Origin of the sequence: Limosilactobacillus coleohominis (assembly GCF_016901675.1) — a bacterium.
Lineage (GTDB): Bacteria > Bacillota > Bacilli > Lactobacillales > Lactobacillaceae > Limosilactobacillus > Limosilactobacillus intestinavium.
On record NZ_JACJKU010000007.1, the window covers coordinates 1 to 18,032 of the forward strand.

At 37.2% G+C, this 18,032-nt stretch carries 18 protein-coding genes and 1 pseudogene; 17 read left to right on the forward strand and 2 right to left on the reverse strand.

From position 1 onward, the window contains the following. Nucleotides 1-300 precede the first annotated feature (300 nt). From H5975_RS08915 to holA, 4 genes and pseudogenes are all read left to right on the forward strand, one after another. Nucleotides 301-990 (forward strand): annotated as a pseudogene (locus H5975_RS08915) (ComEC/Rec2 family competence protein); the annotation flags it as partial. A gap of 45 nt (nt 991-1,035) precedes the next feature. After that, nucleotides 1,036-1,344 carry an MBL fold metallo-hydrolase gene (locus tag H5975_RS08920; RefSeq protein ID WP_304134499.1) on the forward strand — a complete coding sequence of 103 codons (309 nt, stop codon included), beginning with the start codon at nt 1,036-1,038 and terminating at the stop codon, nt 1,342-1,344. 18 nt (nt 1,345-1,362) lie between these two features. Next, nucleotides 1,363-1,806, forward strand: a complete 444-nt coding sequence (locus H5975_RS01340; protein WP_204784558.1) for a ComEC/Rec2 family competence protein — start codon at nt 1,363-1,365, stop codon at nt 1,804-1,806. A gap of 89 nt (nt 1,807-1,895) precedes the next feature. Then, nucleotides 1,896-2,921 (forward strand): DNA polymerase III subunit delta, encoded by a 1,026-nt coding sequence (holA, locus tag H5975_RS01345; RefSeq protein WP_204784559.1) that lies wholly within the window; start codon nt 1,896-1,898, stop codon nt 2,919-2,921. Between the two features lie 87 nt (nt 2,922-3,008). Here holA and rpsT read toward each other — a convergent pair whose 3' ends face one another. Next, nucleotides 3,009-3,263, reverse strand: a complete 255-nt coding sequence (gene rpsT / locus H5975_RS01350) for a 30S ribosomal protein S20 (RefSeq protein ID WP_006915789.1) — start codon at nt 3,261-3,263, stop codon at nt 3,009-3,011. Between the two features lie 258 nt (nt 3,264-3,521). On the opposite strand from rpsT, the gene rpsO reads away from it, so the two are divergent. The 8 genes from rpsO to H5975_RS01390 all read left to right on the forward strand — a co-directional run bounded on the left by rpsO (nt 3,522) and on the right by H5975_RS01390 (nt 11,851). Further along, nucleotides 3,522-3,791 (forward strand): 30S ribosomal protein S15, encoded by a 270-nt coding sequence (gene rpsO / locus H5975_RS01355; RefSeq protein WP_178659839.1) that lies wholly within the window; start codon nt 3,522-3,524, stop codon nt 3,789-3,791. Nucleotides 3,792-3,973: 182 nt separating this feature from the next. Then, nucleotides 3,974-5,752 (forward strand): ribonuclease J, encoded by a 1,779-nt coding sequence (locus H5975_RS01360; protein WP_239473105.1) that lies wholly within the window; start codon nt 3,974-3,976, stop codon nt 5,750-5,752. A 67-nt stretch (nt 5,753-5,819) separates the two neighbouring features. Continuing rightward, nucleotides 5,820-6,728, forward strand: coding sequence for a hypothetical protein (locus H5975_RS01365; RefSeq protein ID WP_204784561.1), 909 nt, complete (start codon nt 5,820-5,822; stop codon nt 6,726-6,728). Nucleotides 6,729-6,919: 191 nt separating this feature from the next. Next, nucleotides 6,920-8,110, forward strand: a complete 1,191-nt coding sequence (tuf, locus tag H5975_RS01370; RefSeq protein ID WP_006915794.1) for an elongation factor Tu — start codon at nt 6,920-6,922, stop codon at nt 8,108-8,110. 172 nt (nt 8,111-8,282) lie between these two features. Beyond that, nucleotides 8,283-9,593: a trigger factor gene (tig, locus tag H5975_RS01375; protein WP_204784562.1), complete on the forward strand. Its 1,311-nt coding sequence runs from the start codon at nt 8,283-8,285 to the stop codon at nt 9,591-9,593. Nucleotides 9,594-9,692: 99 nt separating this feature from the next. After that, nucleotides 9,693-10,943, forward strand: coding sequence for an ATP-dependent Clp protease ATP-binding subunit ClpX (gene clpX / locus H5975_RS01380; RefSeq protein ID WP_204784563.1), 1,251 nt, complete (start codon nt 9,693-9,695; stop codon nt 10,941-10,943). Nucleotides 10,944-10,961: 18 nt separating this feature from the next. Then, nucleotides 10,962-11,552, forward strand: a complete 591-nt coding sequence (gene yihA, locus H5975_RS01385) for a ribosome biogenesis GTP-binding protein YihA/YsxC (protein ID WP_204784564.1) — start codon at nt 10,962-10,964, stop codon at nt 11,550-11,552. Beyond that, on the forward strand, nt 11,552-11,851 hold the full coding sequence (locus H5975_RS01390) for a nucleoside triphosphate pyrophosphohydrolase family protein (RefSeq protein WP_204784565.1): 300 nt from the start codon (nt 11,552-11,554) through the stop codon (nt 11,849-11,851). Before yihA ends, H5975_RS01390 begins: the two co-directional genes overlap by 1 nt. A 21-nt stretch (nt 11,852-11,872) precedes the next feature. Here H5975_RS01390 and H5975_RS01395 read toward each other — a convergent pair whose 3' ends face one another. Further along, nucleotides 11,873-12,013 (reverse strand): SPJ_0845 family protein, encoded by a 141-nt coding sequence (locus tag H5975_RS01395; RefSeq protein WP_204784566.1) that lies wholly within the window; start codon nt 12,011-12,013, stop codon nt 11,873-11,875. Between the two features lie 183 nt (nt 12,014-12,196). On the opposite strand from H5975_RS01395, the gene H5975_RS01400 reads away from it, so the two are divergent. The 5 genes from H5975_RS01400 (at nt 12,197) to H5975_RS01420 (ending at nt 18,032) form a co-directional block, all read left to right on the forward strand. Then, nucleotides 12,197-12,943, forward strand: coding sequence for an amino acid ABC transporter ATP-binding protein (locus H5975_RS01400; RefSeq protein ID WP_275086845.1), 747 nt, complete (start codon nt 12,197-12,199; stop codon nt 12,941-12,943). Between the two features lie 109 nt (nt 12,944-13,052). Further along, nucleotides 13,053-14,864 carry an excinuclease ABC subunit UvrC gene (uvrC, locus tag H5975_RS01405; protein ID WP_204784567.1) on the forward strand — a complete coding sequence of 604 codons (1,812 nt, stop codon included), beginning with the start codon at nt 13,053-13,055 and terminating at the stop codon, nt 14,862-14,864. Nucleotides 14,865-14,926: 62 nt separating this feature from the next. Then, a complete protein-coding gene (gene obgE / locus H5975_RS01410) occupies nt 14,927-16,240 on the forward strand; it encodes a GTPase ObgE (protein WP_204784568.1) in 1,314 nt (437 codons plus the stop codon). Between the two features lie 20 nt (nt 16,241-16,260). Continuing rightward, complete coding sequence (rnz, locus tag H5975_RS01415; RefSeq protein WP_204784569.1) at nt 16,261-17,196, forward strand: ribonuclease Z; 936 nt, start codon at nt 16,261-16,263, stop codon at nt 17,194-17,196. A gap of 2 nt (nt 17,197-17,198) precedes the next feature. Next, the gene (locus H5975_RS01420; RefSeq protein ID WP_204784570.1) at nt 17,199-18,032 is read left to right on the forward strand and encodes an SDR family NAD(P)-dependent oxidoreductase; all 834 of its coding nucleotides are present in this window, start codon (nt 17,199-17,201) and stop codon (nt 18,030-18,032) included.

Sequence of the window (18,032 nt, forward strand, 5' to 3'; positions counted from 1 at the left end):
TGCCCATAAAGGTCCTTCTTTCTAATGGAATGTTGTGACGACACCATTAAAGACCTTTATGGGTTTTTCTGTCCACTAAAATGTTCAACTTAAATTTTACAATCTGCCAAATAAATTTAACCCGCATAAATTTTATGAAACGCAAAATATTTTTAATGCTTTTAAAGGAAAAGCCGGAAGTATTAAAACAGTTAATGATTCGAAGATCACCTTTTTGCATGTACAAAGGGCTAAGTTGATACACTATTTTCAAGCTTTTCCTCGTCCGTGTAATTATTTTGTAACCGGTTATTATTAGGGTACAGTGATATCGAAATGAATGAGACCGTAAAAGCGGTTCAGAAAATTGGAATTATTCATTTATTTTGTTTATCGGGATTACACGTCAGCGTGCTATGTTCCCTCGTCAGACAATTACTATCAATATTTAATATTACAAGGGAACGAATTAATCTCATTCAAATAGTTACATTACCTGCTTTTTGGATAATCGGTGGACAATCGACGAGCTTAACTCGCGCCGTTATCATGCTGGAATTGGGTTTACTTTTCCGCATTGATGGAATTAAAACGCATGATGTTTGGTCTCTAGGATTGCTAATTCATACTTTTATGGCACCAGGAATACTGCTTAATTTAGGCGGCCAGTTAAGTTATTTATTATCATTTGCATTATGTCGATTTAAGTGGACAAAAATTTGGCGACAGACGGTTGATCTTAATTTAGTTAGTTTACCAGTGTTATTAAATACTACATATCAAGTTCATTATTTAACGACACTTCTAAATTATATTATGATTCCATTGTTTTCTTGGGTGATTCTTCCAGTAACTCTCTTGTGTGCTGTAATTGGTCCAAGGATCCCATTAATAATGAAAGTATGTAATCAAGGATTAATCGTCCATCAAAAAATAGTTCACTGCTTATCAGAAATTCCCGGATTAATAGTTTTTGGGAAGATGCCTGATTGGTTGTGTATAGGTTTAGTAATCTGTACTTTAATATGGCGCGAAGGAGAATTTGCACCAACACTTGTGCGAAAGACCATAATTCTGGGTTATATACTTGGATTTTTATGGATTCATTTTCCAATTCATGGAGAAGTAACCTTTTTTGATATTGGACAAGGTGATAGCATACTAATTCGCGAGCCTTTTAATCGAACGGTTTGTTTAATTGATACTGGTGGTCAATTACACTTTAAAACTCCTAGCTGGCAAAAAAGGATTACAACGACTGATGGTTCTCAGAAAATAAGCATTAATTATTTAAAGAGTAAAGGAATCACAACAATTGATGCTGTTCTGTTAAGTCATAGTGATGAAGATCATATTGGATTTTAAAAAACGATATGTCAAGAAATGAAAGTGAAATCAGTTATCGTTCCGTCGGGAATGGAACATTTGACTAAGTTTACTAGGAAAATTCCGTCAGATGTTAATGTTGTACCTGTTACTAATGATGACAGTTTTAGTAACATTCCCTTAAAAATTTTGCATCCATCCAAAAAAGGTCGTGGAAAAAATGAAGATTCAATGGTCTTATATGGTCAATTTGGATTGAAAAGCTTTATTTTTATGGGTGATTTGGATCGTCGTGGCGAACGGCAAGTATTGCAAGATTACCCGAGCTTAAAGGTAAATATAGTAAAATTAGGTCATCATGGTAGTAGAACGTCGAGTGATCCCAATTTTATAAAACAATTAGAACCAGAACTGGCAATTATTTCTGCGGGTCGACATAATCGTTATGGTCACCCCAATCAAGAGACTTTGAACACATTGAAAATGGAAAATATTTCTTAACTCTCAACTCAAAATCAAGGTATGATTAAGTATTGTTATGGCAGTGGTTATGGATATTTTAAAACGCAATTAAAGGGAGATGAGTTTAATTGGATGCACTGACTTTGGAAAAGCAATTAAATAATGCGCCAGCGGCACCAGTTTATTTAGTATTGGGTACTCAATCAGCCATTATTAATAATGTGAAAGAGTCATTTACTAAGTTAATTCCTTCTGCAGAACGAGTGATGAATGTTGGTAGTTATGACTTAGAGGAGGAGGGACTAGACGAAGCATTAGATGATGCAATGTCAGCGCCGTTCTTTGGTGAAAAACGGTTAGTATTTTTAAATAAACCGAATTTTTTAACTACTAACGGTGGTAAATCAAAAGTTAAACAGAATCCTGACCTATTAAAAAATTATTTGGAGCATCCTCAGCCGACAACAATCCTAGTAATTTTAGCTCCTTATGAAAAACTGGACGGGCGTAAGGCGGTTGTAAAGCAGTTAAGAAAAAGCGCGGTAGAAGTTGAAGCTCATCCTTTAAAAGAACAAGATGCTAAAGAGATGGTTGAACAGGTCGTTTTAAATGCTGGATTTCATTTTGATGATGGGGCACTGAATGAGTTAGTAAAGCGTACAAATGCTGATTATAGTTTGATGCTGGCTAACGTAAAGAAATTAATGCTATTGGACTACGAGTCAAAGGAAATAGACCAAAAGTCAGTTAGTGAGCTAGTCCCACAAACATTAGATAGTAATATATTTGACCTGGTAACAGCGGTCTTAAGAAAACAACAAGATCATGCACTTGATCTTTATCAACAGTTGTTAGATAGTCAGCAGCAACCTCTCCAGATCAATGCTGTGTTAGTGAGTCAGTTTAGATTATTATTACAAGTAAAAATTTTGAGTTCTCGTGGTCTTAGCCAAGGAACATTAGCTAATAAATTAGGTGTTCATCCCTACCGTGTTAAATTAGGTCTTCAAACCGTTAGAAATTTTTCATTAACATCATTGATGAATGCATATTTAGGATTAATTCGGTGTGAAAAAGCATTAAAGACTACGTCTCGGTCACCAGAGTTGCTGTTTCAATTATTTATGTTACAGTACTCCCAGCAAGTGAGATAATGAAAAGTAACGGATGAGTTTAAAAAAGATAAAAAGAAAAAAGCCGACTAGGATTTTCCTAATCGGCTTTAGTTTTAATTTAACTTATTACTTAGCGTAACGAGCTGAAAGACGTGACTTGTCACGAGCAGCTTTGTTAGCTTTGATAAGTCCCTTAGCGTGAGCGTGATCAATAGCTGAAATAGCATCCTTGTAAAGCTTGTCAAGGTCACCTTCACCAGCTAACTTAGCCTTGTCGAACTTCTTAATTGCAGTCCGCATAGCGCTCATTTGTGAAGCGTTACGAGCAGCTGCCTTTTCATTAACACGTACACGTTCAATTGCTGACTTGATAATTGGCATGAAATTTCACCTCCGTCCACCTTTTGGTATTGGTTGACCAGAATTTTCAACATTTGTCATTATACAGAATCAGCGTTCGTAATGCAACATTCTAGGCAAAAAGCATCTAACAAAATTTGAAATGATACTTGCGTTTAGTGTTATTTTCGGGTATATTAACAAAGGTTGTTAAACCAAACCCTCTCTCAGTTTTACGATCCTCACCGACGTTTTACTTAGAGTCGGGCAATTTATAATATGAAAGGTGGGAAAATAGCAATGGCTATTTCAAAGGAAAAGAAAGACGCACTCATTAAGCAATACGGTACTCATGAAGGTGACACTGGTTCTACTCAAGTACAAGTTGCTGTTTTGACTGCAGAAATTAACGAATTAAACGCACACTTAAAGGAACACAAGCATGATTACAGTTCCCAACGTGGTTTAATGAAGAAGATTGGTCACCGTCGTAATTTGTTAGCTTACTTACGTCGTACTGATTTACCAGCTTACCGTGAATTAATCAAGAGCTTGGGTCTTCGTCGTTAATATTCATATTAAGAACGAGTATTATTACTCGTTCTTTTTTTATATTTTGAGTTACTTTCATCTTACTTGTATTCTATGTTATTATTTAAAATAAGAAATTAAGTGTTGAATATTTTTTCGTTTAGCATCCGGCTGAATGATAGCAAAATTGAATATTCTAATTAGAAATGAAGGAGTACATATTGAGTAAGATTAAAGTTATTCCATTCGGCGGAGTACGTGAAAATGGTAAAAACATGTACGCTGTCGAAGTTAATGAACAGATTTTTATTTTAGATTGTGGATTGAAGTATCCAGAAAATGAATTAATGGGAATTGATGTTGTAATTCCTGACTGGTCGTACTTAAAAGATCATGCAGATCAAATTACTGGTGTTTTCTTAACCCAAGGTCATGCAGATTCAATTGGAGCACTGCCATACTTTTTAATGGACTTTAGAGTACCTGTGTTTGGGAGTAAGTTAACGGTTGAGTTGGCTAAATTGGCAGTTAAGAATAATAAACAAGTTAAAAAGTTTAACGATTTTCACGTCGTTGATCCAAACACGGAAATAGACTTTGACGATGTCACAGTTACATTTTTCAGTACTACACACACTATTCCCCAAACCTTAGGTGTTGTATTGCACACGGATGAGGGTAATATTGTTTATACTGGTGACTTTAAATTTGATCAAACAGCACGGGATGACTATAAAACCGACCTTTCCCAATTAGCCAAAATTGGGGACGAGGGTGTGCTTTTATTAATGAGTGACTCTGCTGGGGCAGCTATCACAGGAGCAAGTACACGTGAAAAGGATATTGCAGAATACATTCGCGATACCTTTGAAAACTATGATGGACGGATTGTTGTAGGTAGTGTAGCGTCTAACATTATGCGTGTTCAACAAATCCTTGATGCTGCGGTTGCTACCAATCGTAATGTTGTCCTTTCAGGCCGTGATTTAGAACAAATTATCGATACAGCAATGGACCTTGGTAAAATCAAAGTTCCAGATGGTGTTCTGATTTCAATGAAAGAGGCTAATAAGTTATCACCTGAAGAAGTGGTAATTTTAGTTACTGGTAGAATGGGTGAACCACTGAAAGCATTGAATACCATCGCTAATGGTGATGATTCTAACATTAAACTTGGGGAACACGATTTAGTGTTTATTACAACAACACCATCATATGCAATGGAGACAATGGAACAGAAGGTTACTGATGCACTGTATCGAGCAGGTGCTGATGTGAAATTTATCGCTCAGGATTTGAATCCGTCAGGACACGCTAATCAAAATGATGAGCAATTAATGTTGAATTTTATGAAGCCAAAGTACTTAATGCCAATTCAGGGTGAGTATCGACTTCTGGACCAGCATGCTATTTTGGCTGAAGAAGTTGGAATTCCACGAGAAAATGTTTTCCTGATGAATAAAGGTGATGTTCTAACTTTAAAGGACGGCGAGTTCTATTTAGGTGACCATGTAGAAGTTGGTAATACCATGATTGACGGGATCGGTGTTGGTGACATTGGTAACATTGTGTTGCGGGATCGACGAATTTTGTCTGAAGACGGTATTTTTGTAGTAGTAGCTACTATTGATCGAAAAAACAAGAAAATTGTTACTCGTCCACAGATTACATCAAGAGGATTTGTGTTTGTGAAAACCAATCGTCAATTAATGAAGCAGAGTGCTGATTTAGTTGAAAAGGTAATTCAAGAAGACTTAGATCAAAAAGAGTTTGATTGGAGTCACTTAAAGCAAAATGTTCGAGAAAAATTAAATCGCTTCTTGTTTAATCAAACCAAGAGGCACCCAGTTATTTTGCCAGTGATTATGGAAATTAACCAACATCCAAAACATAAAAATCACTCCAAGAAAAAGACTGGAAACAAACCTCAAGATCAGGCAAAAAGCCAAGGATCGAGTCGAAGTAGAGGAAAGAAACATCGTCAAAGTAAAGCTAATTAAAAATTGATTTAAGAGGACCGTTGACAGATATTACTGTTAGTTGGTCCTCTTTTTAGAGGGATTTATAATGAAGCCAGATATTGAAGAAAAATTTCAACAAGCACAAATCGCTTATGAAAATGGTGATCCCCAAAAAACGGTTAATATCTTAGAACCTGTTTGTGAGGATCCTGTTTCCATTCAAATAAATGTGTTATATGTTCAGGCACTTTTGAAAGTAAAACAGTATCACCGTGCATACACAGAAGCTATTAATTATGAATTACAATACTTAAAAAACAGAGAGTATTTTGAAATTTGGATTGATGTTTTATTAGATAACGCACTGTTTATTCCTGCCAGATTGTCAGTAGTTAATTATCAAAAACTATTCGGGAAAGACCAAGTGGATCATTATTTAAAAATGATCGAGCAAAAAGAGGACTTAGTAGCGAGTGAGCAAGCTAATACTGTTAAACAGAATTTGAAAAACTTTTACCATCTTGGGGACCAACCATCATGGAACCAGCAGCAAGTATTAAATAGCGCAGATCATTTACCACTGTCCCAATACGTTATAGGAGCGCAATTTATTCTTAGGGATCCGTTCGTCAAGCCGCTAATCAGAGCAACAATTTTAAACACTTTATTAGACTTGCAATATTCAAAATCAATTGCTTTTATTTGGATAGATAATGAAGAACATTCAATTATCCCTAATAAAGTTAACGAGAAATCGCGGGAAAAGAAAATAAAAGAGTTGCGGGAAATTTTAGAGGAACGCTTGGCTAATGATAATCCAATAGATTATGAAAATTATTCTCAGCAACTACAGATTCAATTACTACTACTTGCACCATTTGAATGTGATATTATTACAGATTCAAAAGGGTGGATCGACATTTTAGTGAATAATCCTAAATCTAATCAAGATAATGATGTAGCAATCACTAAAATGAAGAATTGGCAGCAAAAAATTCAGAGCTCTTTGCTCTAAAGAACATAAATTTTTGAAAAAAACGCTAAAGCCGTTTACAAATTAAAAATGAGCTGATATTATGATTAAGAATTCTTCTAGGGCGTAATTTAATGCTTTAAATAAAATCCTAGAAGTAGTACAATTACATCAAGGGTGTGTCGGATTATTCCGGCATTATACTTGTATATTATTTCAGGAGGGTTTCATTAATGGCAGAAAAAGAACATTATGAACGTACTAAACCCCATGTAAACATTGGTACTATTGGCCACGTTGACCATGGGAAGACTACTTTGACAGCCGCTATCACTAAGGTATTGGCTGAAAAAGGTTTGGCTAAGCAAGAAAAGTTTGAAGATATCGATGCTGCGCCAGAAGAAAAGGAACGTGGTATCACTATCAACACAGCCCACGTTGAATACGAAACTGAAAAGCGTCACTATGCACACATCGATGCACCTGGACACGCTGACTACGTTAAGAACATGATCACTGGTGCTGCACAAATGGATGGTGCTATCTTGGTTGTTGCTGCGGACGATGGTCCTATGCCACAAACTCGTGAACACATTCTTCTTGCTCGTCAGGTTGGTGTTGAATACATCGTTGTATTCCTTAACAAGTGTGACCTTGTTGACGACGACGAATTGATTGACTTAGTTGAAATGGAAGTTCGTGACTTATTGTCCGAATACGATTTCCCTGGTGATGATATTCCTGTTGTTCGTGGTTCTGCTTTGAAGGCTCTTCAAGGTGACCCAGAACAAGAAAAGGTTATCCTTCACTTGATGGATGTTATTGATGACTACATTCCAACTCCAAAGCGTCCTACTGACAAGCCATTCATGATGCCTGTTGAAGACGTCTTCACTATTACTGGTCGTGGTACTGTTGCTTCTGGTCGTATTGACCGTGGTACTGTTAAGATCGGTGATGAAGTTGAAATCGTTGGTTTGAAGGACGATGTTCTTAAGTCAACTGTTACTGGTGTTGAAATGTTCCACAAGACTCTTGACCTTGGTGAAGCCGGAGATAACGTTGGTGTTCTTCTTCGTGGTATTTCACATGATCAAGTTGAACGTGGTCAAGTTCTTGCAGCACCTGGTTCAATTCAAACTCACAAGAAGTTCAAGGGTGAAGTTTATGTTATGACCAAGGAAGAAGGGGGCCGTCACACTCCATTCTTCTCTGATTACCAACCACAATTCTACTTCCACACTACTGATGTTACTGGTAAGATTGAATTACCAGATGGTGTAGAAATGGTTATGCCTGGTGATAACGTAACATTCACTGTTGAATTACAAAAGCCAGTTGCCCTTGAAAAGGGTCTTAAGTTCACTATTCGTGAAGGTGGACACACTGTTGGTGCCGGTGTGGTATCAGAAGTGCTTGACTAATTTATTAGTTGACTAATAAAAAGCTCTAGATTTTCTAGAGCTTTTTTTAGTTGATTAAAACTGAATAATCTAGTGGAGCGGTTGAAATTCCAAGGATCGTAATGTAAAATTAAAAGGTATGTTATGGTTTATTTAGATAAACTGAAAATTGTATGTTATTGGAGGAAATGAAATGTCAGCAAAATGGGAACGCGACAGCGAAGCCAGTAAAGGGACATTAACGTTCGATATTGATGTAGAAACGATTCAAAAGGGAATTGATGATGCTTTTAAGAAGACTCAAAAGCAAATCACAGTTCCTGGATTCCGGAAGGGTCACGTTCCACGGGCAATCTTCAACCAAATGTATGGTGAAGAATCTTTGTATCAAGATGCCCTGAACGATGTTCTCCCAGATGCTTATGAAGCAGCTGTAAAGGAAACCGAAATTGAACCAGTTGATCAACCTCAAATTAGCATTGACAGCATGGAAAAGGGTCAACCTTGGACTATTAAAGCTGAAGTTGCTGTTAAGCCTGAAGTTAAATTAGGTGATTACAAGGGTATGTCTGTTTCAAAGCAAGATACAGAAGTATCCGATGCTGACGTTGATGCTGAACTTGAAAACAAGCGTCAACAACAAGCAGAATTAGTTCTTAAGGAAGACGAACCTGCTGCTAAGGGCGATACTGTTGTTATTGACTATGTTGGAACAGTTGACGGTGAGAAGTTTGATGGCGGTTCTGCTGATAACTACTCATTAGAATTAGGTTCTGGTTCATTTATTCCAGGTTTTGAAGATCAATTAATTGGTCACAAAGCCGATGAAGATGTTAATGTTAAAGTTACCTTCCCTGAAGATTACCATGCTAAGAACTTAGCAGGTAAGGAAGCAGTATTTAACGTTAAAATTCATGAAGTTAAGGAAAAGCAACTTCCTGACTTAGACGATGAATTTGCTAAAGATGTTGACGAAGATGTTGATACTTTAGACGAATTGAAGGAAAAGACCAAGAAGCAACTTCAAGAACAAAAAGAAGATGCAGCTAAATCTGCTATTGAAGATGAAGCAATTGAAGCAGCGGTTAATAACGCTGAAATTGCTGACATTCCACAAGCAATGCTTGATCAAGACACTGATCATCAAGTTCAACAATATCTTGCTGGAATGCAACAACAAGGTATTAACCCACAAATGTACTTCCAAATCACTGGTTCATCAGAAGATGATTTGAAGAAGCAATTTGCATCTGATGCAGATAAGCGTGTTAAGACTAACCTTGTTCTTGAAGCCATTGTCAAAGATGCTGATTTAACAGCTTCTGATGATGACATCAAGAAGGAAATTAGTGATTTAGCTAAGCAATTTGGCATGGAAGAAGATGCTGTTGAAAAGAGCTTGACTAAAGACATGTTAGCCCATGATATTGAAATCAAGAAGGCAGTTGACTTGGTTGCAGATTCTGCTAAGCAAGACAAGCCTGCTAAAAAAGATGACAAGTAAAATCTAAGATTGTCATTAATTACACTATCCATGAAAGGAGTTGTAACAAATCTAGTGTTGCAACCCCTTTTTATATAGAATTTATAAGGAGGTTAGCAAATGTTCGAAGATACGACGGAACAAAATGTTCATTGTTCGTTTTGCGGGAAGTCACAAGATGAAGTAAAAAAGATTGTTGCTGGCCCAGGTGTATACATTTGTAATGAGTGTGTTGATCTTTGCCAAGAGATCATTAAACAAGAATTGGCGGAAGACAAAGTTAATAATGATACTTTTAAGGTACCAACACCAGCTGAAATAATGAGCCAATTAAATGATTATGTGATTGGACAGTCCGAAGCCAAGAAGACACTTGCTGTAGCAGTTTATAATCATTACAAACGAGTAAATGCGATGGTTACGGGTGATAATAATGATACTGAACTTCAAAAGTCCAATATTGCTGTAATCGGACCGACTGGATCTGGTAAAACATATTTAGCTCAATCTTTGGCACGAATCTTGAACGTTCCATTTGCAATTGCAGATGCCACTACATTAACTGAAGCAGGATATGTTGGTGAAGATGTTGAAAATATCATTTTAAAGCTACTACAAGCGGCTGATTATGATATCGAAAGAGCAGAAAAAGGCATTATTTATATTGATGAAATAGATAAAATTGCTAAAAAGAGTGAAAATGTCTCAATTACTCGTGATGTTTCTGGTGAAGGTGTTCAACAAGCATTATTGAAGATCCTTGAAGGAACAATTGCTAATGTACCGCCTCAAGGTGGTCGTAAACATCCACAACAAGAATTTATCCAAGTGGATACCAAAAATATATTATTTATTGTTGGTGGTGCTTTTGATGGGATTGAGTCAATCGTTAAGGAACGTCTTGGCGATAAAACAATTGGTTTTGGTACTGACTCTAAGGAAGCCGATCAAGTTAATGAAAAGAATATTTTGCAGCATGTCATTCCAGAAGATCTCTTAAAATTTGGGTTAATTCCAGAATTTATTGGACGTTTACCTGTGATGACAGCTCTTGAAAAGCTTGACGAAGATGATTTAGTTCGAATTTTAACTGAACCGAAGAACGCGTTGGTTAAGCAGTATCAAGAACTAATTCGTCTCGATGGAAGCAGTTTACGGTTTACTGATGGAGCATTACGAGAAATGGCCAGGTTAGCAATTGCTAGAAATACTGGGGCTCGTGGATTACGCTCAATTATCGAGGAAGTAATGCGTGACGTAATGTTCGATTTACCTAGTCGACAGGATGTCAAAGAAGTAGTAATTGACAAAAATTGCGTTGAAAATCATACTGAACCTAAATATGTGATGAATGATAAAAAAACGTCATAATGATCGTGAGGAATAAAAATGGATGTAAATCAAGTTGACTTAACCATTAGTGCTGTTCGTGCAGATCAATATCCTACTACAGGCTATCCAGAAATTGCTTTAGTCGGGCGTTCCAATGTTGGTAAGTCTTCCCTCACTAACACTTTAATTAACCGTCGTAATTTTGCTCATACTTCCAGCCAACCTGGAAAGACACAAACTCTGAACTTTTATGATGTGGAAAACCAGCTCTATTTTGTTGATGTACCTGGTTATGGTTATGCTAAAGTTTCCAAAAAGCAGCGTGAAGAGTTTGGTCAAATGATTGAACAGTATTTAACGCAGCGTCAACAATTGCGGGGCGTGATATTGCTTGTTGATGCTCGGCATACGCCAACTGCTGACGATGCTCAGATGTATCAATGGTTAACTTACTATCATTTGCCGGTTTTAGTTGTAGCAACCAAAACTGACAAAGTTAAACCAAGTCAATACACGAAGGTAATTAAAGAAGTAAAAAATAAACTGCAGTTCGTCAAAGACCAACCATTAATTCTCTTCTCTGCTACGTCTAAGCGTGGTAAGGATGATGTTTGGCACTGGATTGAAAAGCAAACTGGGGTAAAGTAATGGATTTTAATGATTATCAAAAAGCTGCTAAGAGGACACTATATGGTAACGAACAAGTGTTAACAAATTGTGCGCTCGGATTAGCAGGTGAAACAGGACAAGTTGTTGATTTAGTGAAGAACTATACCTTTAAAGGGAAAAATTTAGATCGAACTGAATTAATTCATGAGATGGGAGACGTACTTTGGTACCTTTCTCAGGTAGCTGAATGGGCAGATATTCCGTTTGATGAAGTTGCTAAAAATAATATTGAAACGTTAAATAAACGTTATCCTCATGGATTTACAATTGAAAATTAAATAAAGAGGGCTAGAAATAATCTAGTCCTCTTCCTTTTTACTGATTTTCTTATCATCGTTTTCATGCTTTTTCGATGTTGTCTTTTGTTTTTTCTTTGGATCAATTGCAAAGTTTTCAAATAACTTATCTAATTGGTCACTACGTCGAGTAACTAATCCCACTATTATCACTCCTTTTTGATATACGTGAATATATAATTTCAGTATACCACATTCCAATTTCAGAATTAATTGCATATTAAATGAATATAATATAAAAATGGTTAAATATATTCAAAAATATTGCATAATAATAAGAATGCCAGTATAATAATGTCATAAATAGTTAATGACTGGAGAGTAATTATGAGCGAAGAAGTAATGATTGACATTAAAAATTTAACAAAAAAGTTTGGCAACAATACAATTTTAAAAGATATCAATGGCCAAGTGAAAAAGGGTGAAGTTATTTGTATTATCGGACCCTCAGGTGCTGGTAAATCAACATTTTTACGTTGCTTGAACCAACTCGAAAAACCAACGAGTGGTACTGTATCTGTAGAAGGAACAGAATTAACAGGTTTGAATGAAAAAGGTGTTCAAAAAGTTCGTGAAAAAATGGGCATGGTTTTCCAGAACTTTAACCTGTTTCCAAATAAGACGGTTTTAGAAAATGTGATGCTTGCTCCTAAAAAGGTTAAGAATGTTTCTGATGAAGAAGCTAAAAATAATGCTCAAAAACTTCTTGATGAAGTAGGCATGGGGGCAAAAGCAGAGGCGTACCCTGCTAGTTTATCTGGTGGTCAACAACAACGTGTAGCAATTGCACGTGCACTGGCAATGCAACCTGATGTTATGCTTTTTGATGAACCTACAAGTGCACTAGACCCAGAAATGGTGGGTGAAGTGTTGAAGGTTATGCAACAATTGGCAAATGATGGGATGACAATGGTGGTCGTTACGCATGAAATGGGATTTGCTAAGAATGTTGCCGATCAAATTTGGTTTATGGCTGATGCAGGAATCCAAGAGAAAGCAACACCGGATGAATTCTTTGCACATCCTCAAACCGAGCGTGCTAAAGAATTCCTTCAAAAAATTCTCGAGGCATAAAGTCATAAATGAAGCTGGTGACCAATGAAACAAGGTCACCAGTTTTTTGCGTTCATACGTTCGGTTGTTATAAAATAATAGTTAATATTTATATTCGAGGAGGGGTTGAATGGCAACAGAGTACTTAGAACATAAATTGGCACTACTTCCTGATAAGCCAGGTTGTTACATTATGAAGAACATTAACGGTCAAATTATCTATGTTGGTAAAGCCAAAAATTTAAAAAACCGGGTTCGTTCATATTTTAAAAGTAGTCATACCGGAAAAGTTGCGGCAATGGTATCTGAAGTTGCAGATTTTGAAACGATTGTAACTTCTACCAACAAAGAATCCTTTCTTCTTGAAATTACTTTAATTCAAAAACATCAGCCGTATTTTAACATTAAGTTAAAGCGGGGTACCGGATATCCATATATTAAAATTACTAACGAACGTGATCCGCGGATTATGATTACTGGTCAAGTAAAAAAGGATGGTGCCTATTACTTTGGGCCGTATCCTAATGTTTATGCAGCAGAAGAAACTGTGCACTTTCTTCAAAAGGTTTATCCACTGCGTCGCTGTAATGGATATCAAGGAAGACCATGTCTTTACTATCATCTAGGTCAATGTTTGGGAGCTTGTTTTAAAGAAGTTCCTCGTAAAAAATATGATCAACAAATTAAGCGGATTAAGTCATTTTTAAATGGTAATACGGCGCGAGTGAAGCGCCATCTTACTAGCCAAATGGAGAAAGCTGCCGCTCAAATGGAATATGAGCGTGCCGCAGAAATTCGTGACCAGATTCACTACATTGAAGTGACAGTTGAAAAGCAAAAGATTATTTCCAATGACGAAACGCCACGTGATCTGTTTAATTTCTACATGGATAAAGGGTGGTTATCAATTCAAATTTTCTTCATTCGTCAAGCCAGATTAATGAAACGTGAGAAGCGCCTTTTCCCAATTGTGGACGAAGCGGATGAAGAAATGACAAGTTTTATTTTGCAGTTTTATAACCGTCACAATAATATATTGCCTAAGGAAATTTTATTGCCTGCAGGTTTGCCAAATAAGGAAATCAGTGAAATCCTTGGAGTGCCTGTTCGGACGCCTCAACGTGGTGAAAAAGCGGACCTAATGGCAATGGCGAAGGAAAATGCTCAGTTATCCCTAGATGAAAAATTCCGACTTTTAGAGATGGATAAGAGTAAAACAACTGGGGCGATGAAAGAAATTACTGATGCTCTGGGTCTCCCGGCCGGACATAAAATTGAAGCATTTGACCATTCACATATTCAAGGGGCGGATCCAGTTTCAGCAATGGTAGTTTTTGTAGATGGAGAACCTGCTAAAAAATTGTATCGTAAGTATAAACTTAAAACGGTTATTAACCATGCTGATGAAACGGCCAGCACCAAAGAAGTGATTCGTCGACGTTATAGTCGGTTATTAAAAGAAAATAAGCCAATGCCAGACATGATCTTTATGGATGGTGGAGACATTCAAATGAACGCCGTCAAAGATGTTTTACAAAACGAACTGGATTTAGATATTCCGGTTGTAGGAATGGTTAAAAATGATAAGCACCAAACTGCTGATTTATTATTTGGTGATCATGATGAACATGTTAATTTAAATCCCCGGAGCCAAGCTTTTTACTTAGTTCAAAGAATCCAAGATGAAGTTCACAGATTTGCAATAACATTCCATCGTAAAGTTCATACTAAGCATTCATTAAGCTCACGACTTGATGAAATTAAAGGTGTTGGGCCACGGACCCGAACTAAACTGATGAAACAATTCGGCTCCATCTCTAATATTGCACAAGCCTCAGTTGATGATATTCGTGCGCTGGGTATTAACCGGCCAACAGCACAACTGATTAAAGTATCGCTTCAAAAGCAAGCCGAAGTTGCTAAGGGAAGTAGTCACGATTAACTTTGACGGTTGGTTAGTTTTCAAATATACTAAAATAATAAGCTAAAGAACGGAGAAATATCATGTCAACATTTGTCGATCAAGTAAAAATTGAAGCCCATGCCGGAAAAGGTGGTAATGGGATGGTAGCATTTCGTCGAGAAAAATATGTTCCAAATGGTGGACCAGCTGGCGGTGATGGTGGCCGTGGTGGCAGTATCATCTTAAAAGTTGACGAAGGTTTGCGGACGTTAATGGATTTTCGTTATCATCGTATTTTCAAAGCCAAAAACGGTGGTAATGGCATGAGTAAACAGATGACTGGTGCTGATGCGCAGGATACAGTTATTCCAGTGCCTCAGGGGACCACTGTACGTGACCTAGATACTGGTGAGATAGTCGGCGATTTAGTAAAAAATGGCGACGAATTAGTAATTGCTAAAGGTGGTCGTGGCGGTCGTGGCAACATGCGGTTTGCTTCCGCTAAGAATCCAGCTCCTGAGATTGCAGAAAATGGTGAACCAGGAGAAGATCACTATTTAGAACTAGAACTAAAAATGTTAGCTGACGTTGGATTAATAGGATATCCATCTGTTGGTAAATCAACGTTATTGTCCGTGGTTACAGGAGCAAAGCCTAAAGTAGCAGCTTATGAGTTTACAACTCTAGTGCCAAATTTAGGAATGGTTATGCTACCAGACGGACGTGATTTTGCTATGGCTGATATGCCTGGTTTAATTGAGGGTGCTTCTAAGGGAGTTGGATTAGGACTCCAATTCTTGCGACACATTGAACGAACCAAAGTATTGCTGCATTTAATTGATATGAGTAATGATGATTCTGAACAAGCATTAGAACGGTATCGCTCTATTAACCATGAATTGGCTAATTATGATCCAGAATTATTAAAACGCCCCCAGATTATTGTTGCAACTAAAATGGACATGCCAAATGCAGAGGAAAATTTACAACACTTTAAGGAATTTCTGGCCACTGATGACACACTTCCTGAAGTACCACAAATCTTCCCAATTTCTGCTGTTACTCATGATGGGGTCGATAAATTAATGCAGGTAACTACTAATGTCTTAGAAAAGACCCCTTCATTTGACAGTGAAAGTCATGATAAAACCGAGATTGTTAAATACGGTCTTAAAAAGAAAGATGAGAATGAACCTGAATTTCAAATTTCTCGTGATGATGATGGCACATGGGTATTATCCGGTGAAAAATTAGAAAAATTATTTGCAATGACAAATATGGATCACGAAGAAAGTCAGTTACGTTTTGCTCGTCAATTAAGACACATGGGAGTGGATGATGCATTACGTGCTAAGGGAATTCAAGATGGCGACCAAGTACGAATCCAGGATTTTGTATTTGAATTTATTCAGTAGTTTAGAAAGTTGGCAATAAGATGCAAATTGAATTTTTAGGGACAGGAGCCGGTTCTCCTAGTAAGCAAAGGAATGTTTCTAGTTTAGCCTTACGGTTACTAGAAGAACGAAATGCGGTCTGGTTATTTGACGTTGGTGAAGCAACACAACATCAAATCTTGAACACTACTATTCGACCACGAAAAATTGAAAAGATTTTTATCACTCATCTCCATGGCGACCACATTTTTGGGTTGCCAGGGTTATTAAGCTCACGCTCTTTTCAAGGTGGCACAGAACCGTTAACAATCTATGGACCAGTGGGAGTTAAAGAGTTTGTTCAAACTACATTGCGGATTAGTGAGTCACGGTTAAGCTATCCAATTAAATTTGTTGAAATTACGGATGATGGAGAAATTTTTAATGATCGAACATTTTCTGTCTATGCTGAGCGATTAGATCACAAAATAACTTGTTTTGGATATCGGGTAGTAGAACATGATCATCCAGGTGAACTGCAAGTTGACAAGCTTCGCAAATTGGGAATTCCTTCTGGCCCGGTTTATGGCCAACTAAAAGAAGGAAAGACAGTAAAACTAGCTGATGGCCGTGTGCTGAATGGTAATGATTTTATTGGGGCTCCACAGAAGGGGCGGATTGTAGCTATTTTAGGTGACACCCGAAAAACTAAAAATGCCATTGATCTTGCAAACAATGCAGATGTCTTGGTGCATGAAAGTACTTTTGGAAAGGGAGAGTCAAAACTAGCACATAATTATTATCATTCTACTAATGTACAGGCTGCTCACATTGCACAAAATGCTCATGTGCATCAGTTGCTTTTGAATCATATCTCGGCTCGATACGTTGGAAAAAAGGCTTATAATTTAGCTAATCAAGTTCGTGATATATTCCCTAATACGCGGGTTGTTAAAGATTTTGATGTTTATGATATTCCTTTTAAAGGGGGTCATTAATCATGATGAAGAGGTTAAAATCATTACGCTTACTTAGAAACAAAGTTGTTTTGATTACTGGAGGTTCAAGCGGAATTGGTGAACAGTTAGCGCTTGAAGCTGCACGACGTGGGGCAATTGTTGTAGTTTGCTCAAGACACCAAGACAAACTAGAAGAGGTTGCTCACAAATGTTTAATCCTTTCTGGGCGTCCATCCTTTGCTTATCAGTTGGATGTCACAGACCCTGATCAGATTGATCAAGTCCTTGATAAAGTCCGTCATGAAGTCGGAGAAATTGATGTTCTGGTTAATGCCGCAGGTCTTGGTGATATGGTACCAGTTGCCAATCAAAGTCGCCGGTCTATGGACACCATGGTTCGGGTTAATCTGTTAGCTACAATGTACTTAAGCCGTTGTGTTGCTAAGCAAATGATGAATCAGGGATATGGTGCAATTATCAATGTTGGTTCACTAGCTGGTAAATTACCAACGCCGAATAGTGCTGCATATTCAGCTACCAAAGCGGGTGTTATTCAATTTGATAATATCTTGCGGATGGAAGTAGCAGATTATGGAGTTCAGGTTTTAACAGTTAATCCGGGACCAGTTGCGACACACTTTTTTGCTCAAGCTGATCCTGATGGCAGTTATCTTTCGCACATCCCTTCATGGATGATTATTAAATCAGACTCATTAGCCAAAACGGTTTGGGACAATGTTGGTTACAAAACACGTGAAATTAACGTCCCTGGTTATACCACTGCCATTGGTTGGATTTACCAAGTAATGCCTGGAATTGGTGATTGGGCAATTAAAAAATTTTTCGATTTTCAACAGAATAAAGACTTACTTTAA

Coding starts and splice junctions, on each gene's coding strand:
- tuf (WP_006915794.1), top strand. CDS start 6,920: ATGGCAGAAAAAGAACATTATGAACGTACTAAACCCCATGTAAACATT.
- H5975_RS01390 (WP_204784565.1), top strand. CDS start 11,552: ATGGATTTTAATGATTATCAAAAAGCTGCTAAGAGGACACTATATGGT.
- yihA (WP_204784564.1), top strand. CDS start 10,962: ATGGATGTAAATCAAGTTGACTTAACCATTAGTGCTGTTCGTGCAGAT.
- rnz (WP_204784569.1), top strand. CDS start 16,261: ATGCAAATTGAATTTTTAGGGACAGGAGCCGGTTCTCCTAGTAAGCAA.
- tig (WP_204784562.1), top strand. CDS start 8,283: ATGTCAGCAAAATGGGAACGCGACAGCGAAGCCAGTAAAGGGACATTA.
- obgE (WP_204784568.1), top strand. CDS start 14,927: ATGTCAACATTTGTCGATCAAGTAAAAATTGAAGCCCATGCCGGAAAA.
- H5975_RS01400 (WP_275086845.1), top strand. CDS start 12,197: ATGAGCGAAGAAGTAATGATTGACATTAAAAATTTAACAAAAAAGTTT.
- uvrC (WP_204784567.1), top strand. CDS start 13,053: ATGGCAACAGAGTACTTAGAACATAAATTGGCACTACTTCCTGATAAG.
- rpsO (WP_178659839.1), top strand. CDS start 3,522: ATGGCTATTTCAAAGGAAAAGAAAGACGCACTCATTAAGCAATACGGT.
- H5975_RS01340 (WP_204784558.1), top strand. CDS start 1,363: ATGAAAGTGAAATCAGTTATCGTTCCGTCGGGAATGGAACATTTGACT.
- rpsT (WP_006915789.1), bottom strand. CDS start 3,263: ATGCCAATTATCAAGTCAGCAATTGAACGTGTACGTGTTAATGAAAAG.
- H5975_RS01420 (WP_204784570.1), top strand. CDS start 17,199: ATGATGAAGAGGTTAAAATCATTACGCTTACTTAGAAACAAAGTTGTT.
- H5975_RS01365 (WP_204784561.1), top strand. CDS start 5,820: ATGAAGCCAGATATTGAAGAAAAATTTCAACAAGCACAAATCGCTTAT.
- clpX (WP_204784563.1), top strand. CDS start 9,693: ATGTTCGAAGATACGACGGAACAAAATGTTCATTGTTCGTTTTGCGGG.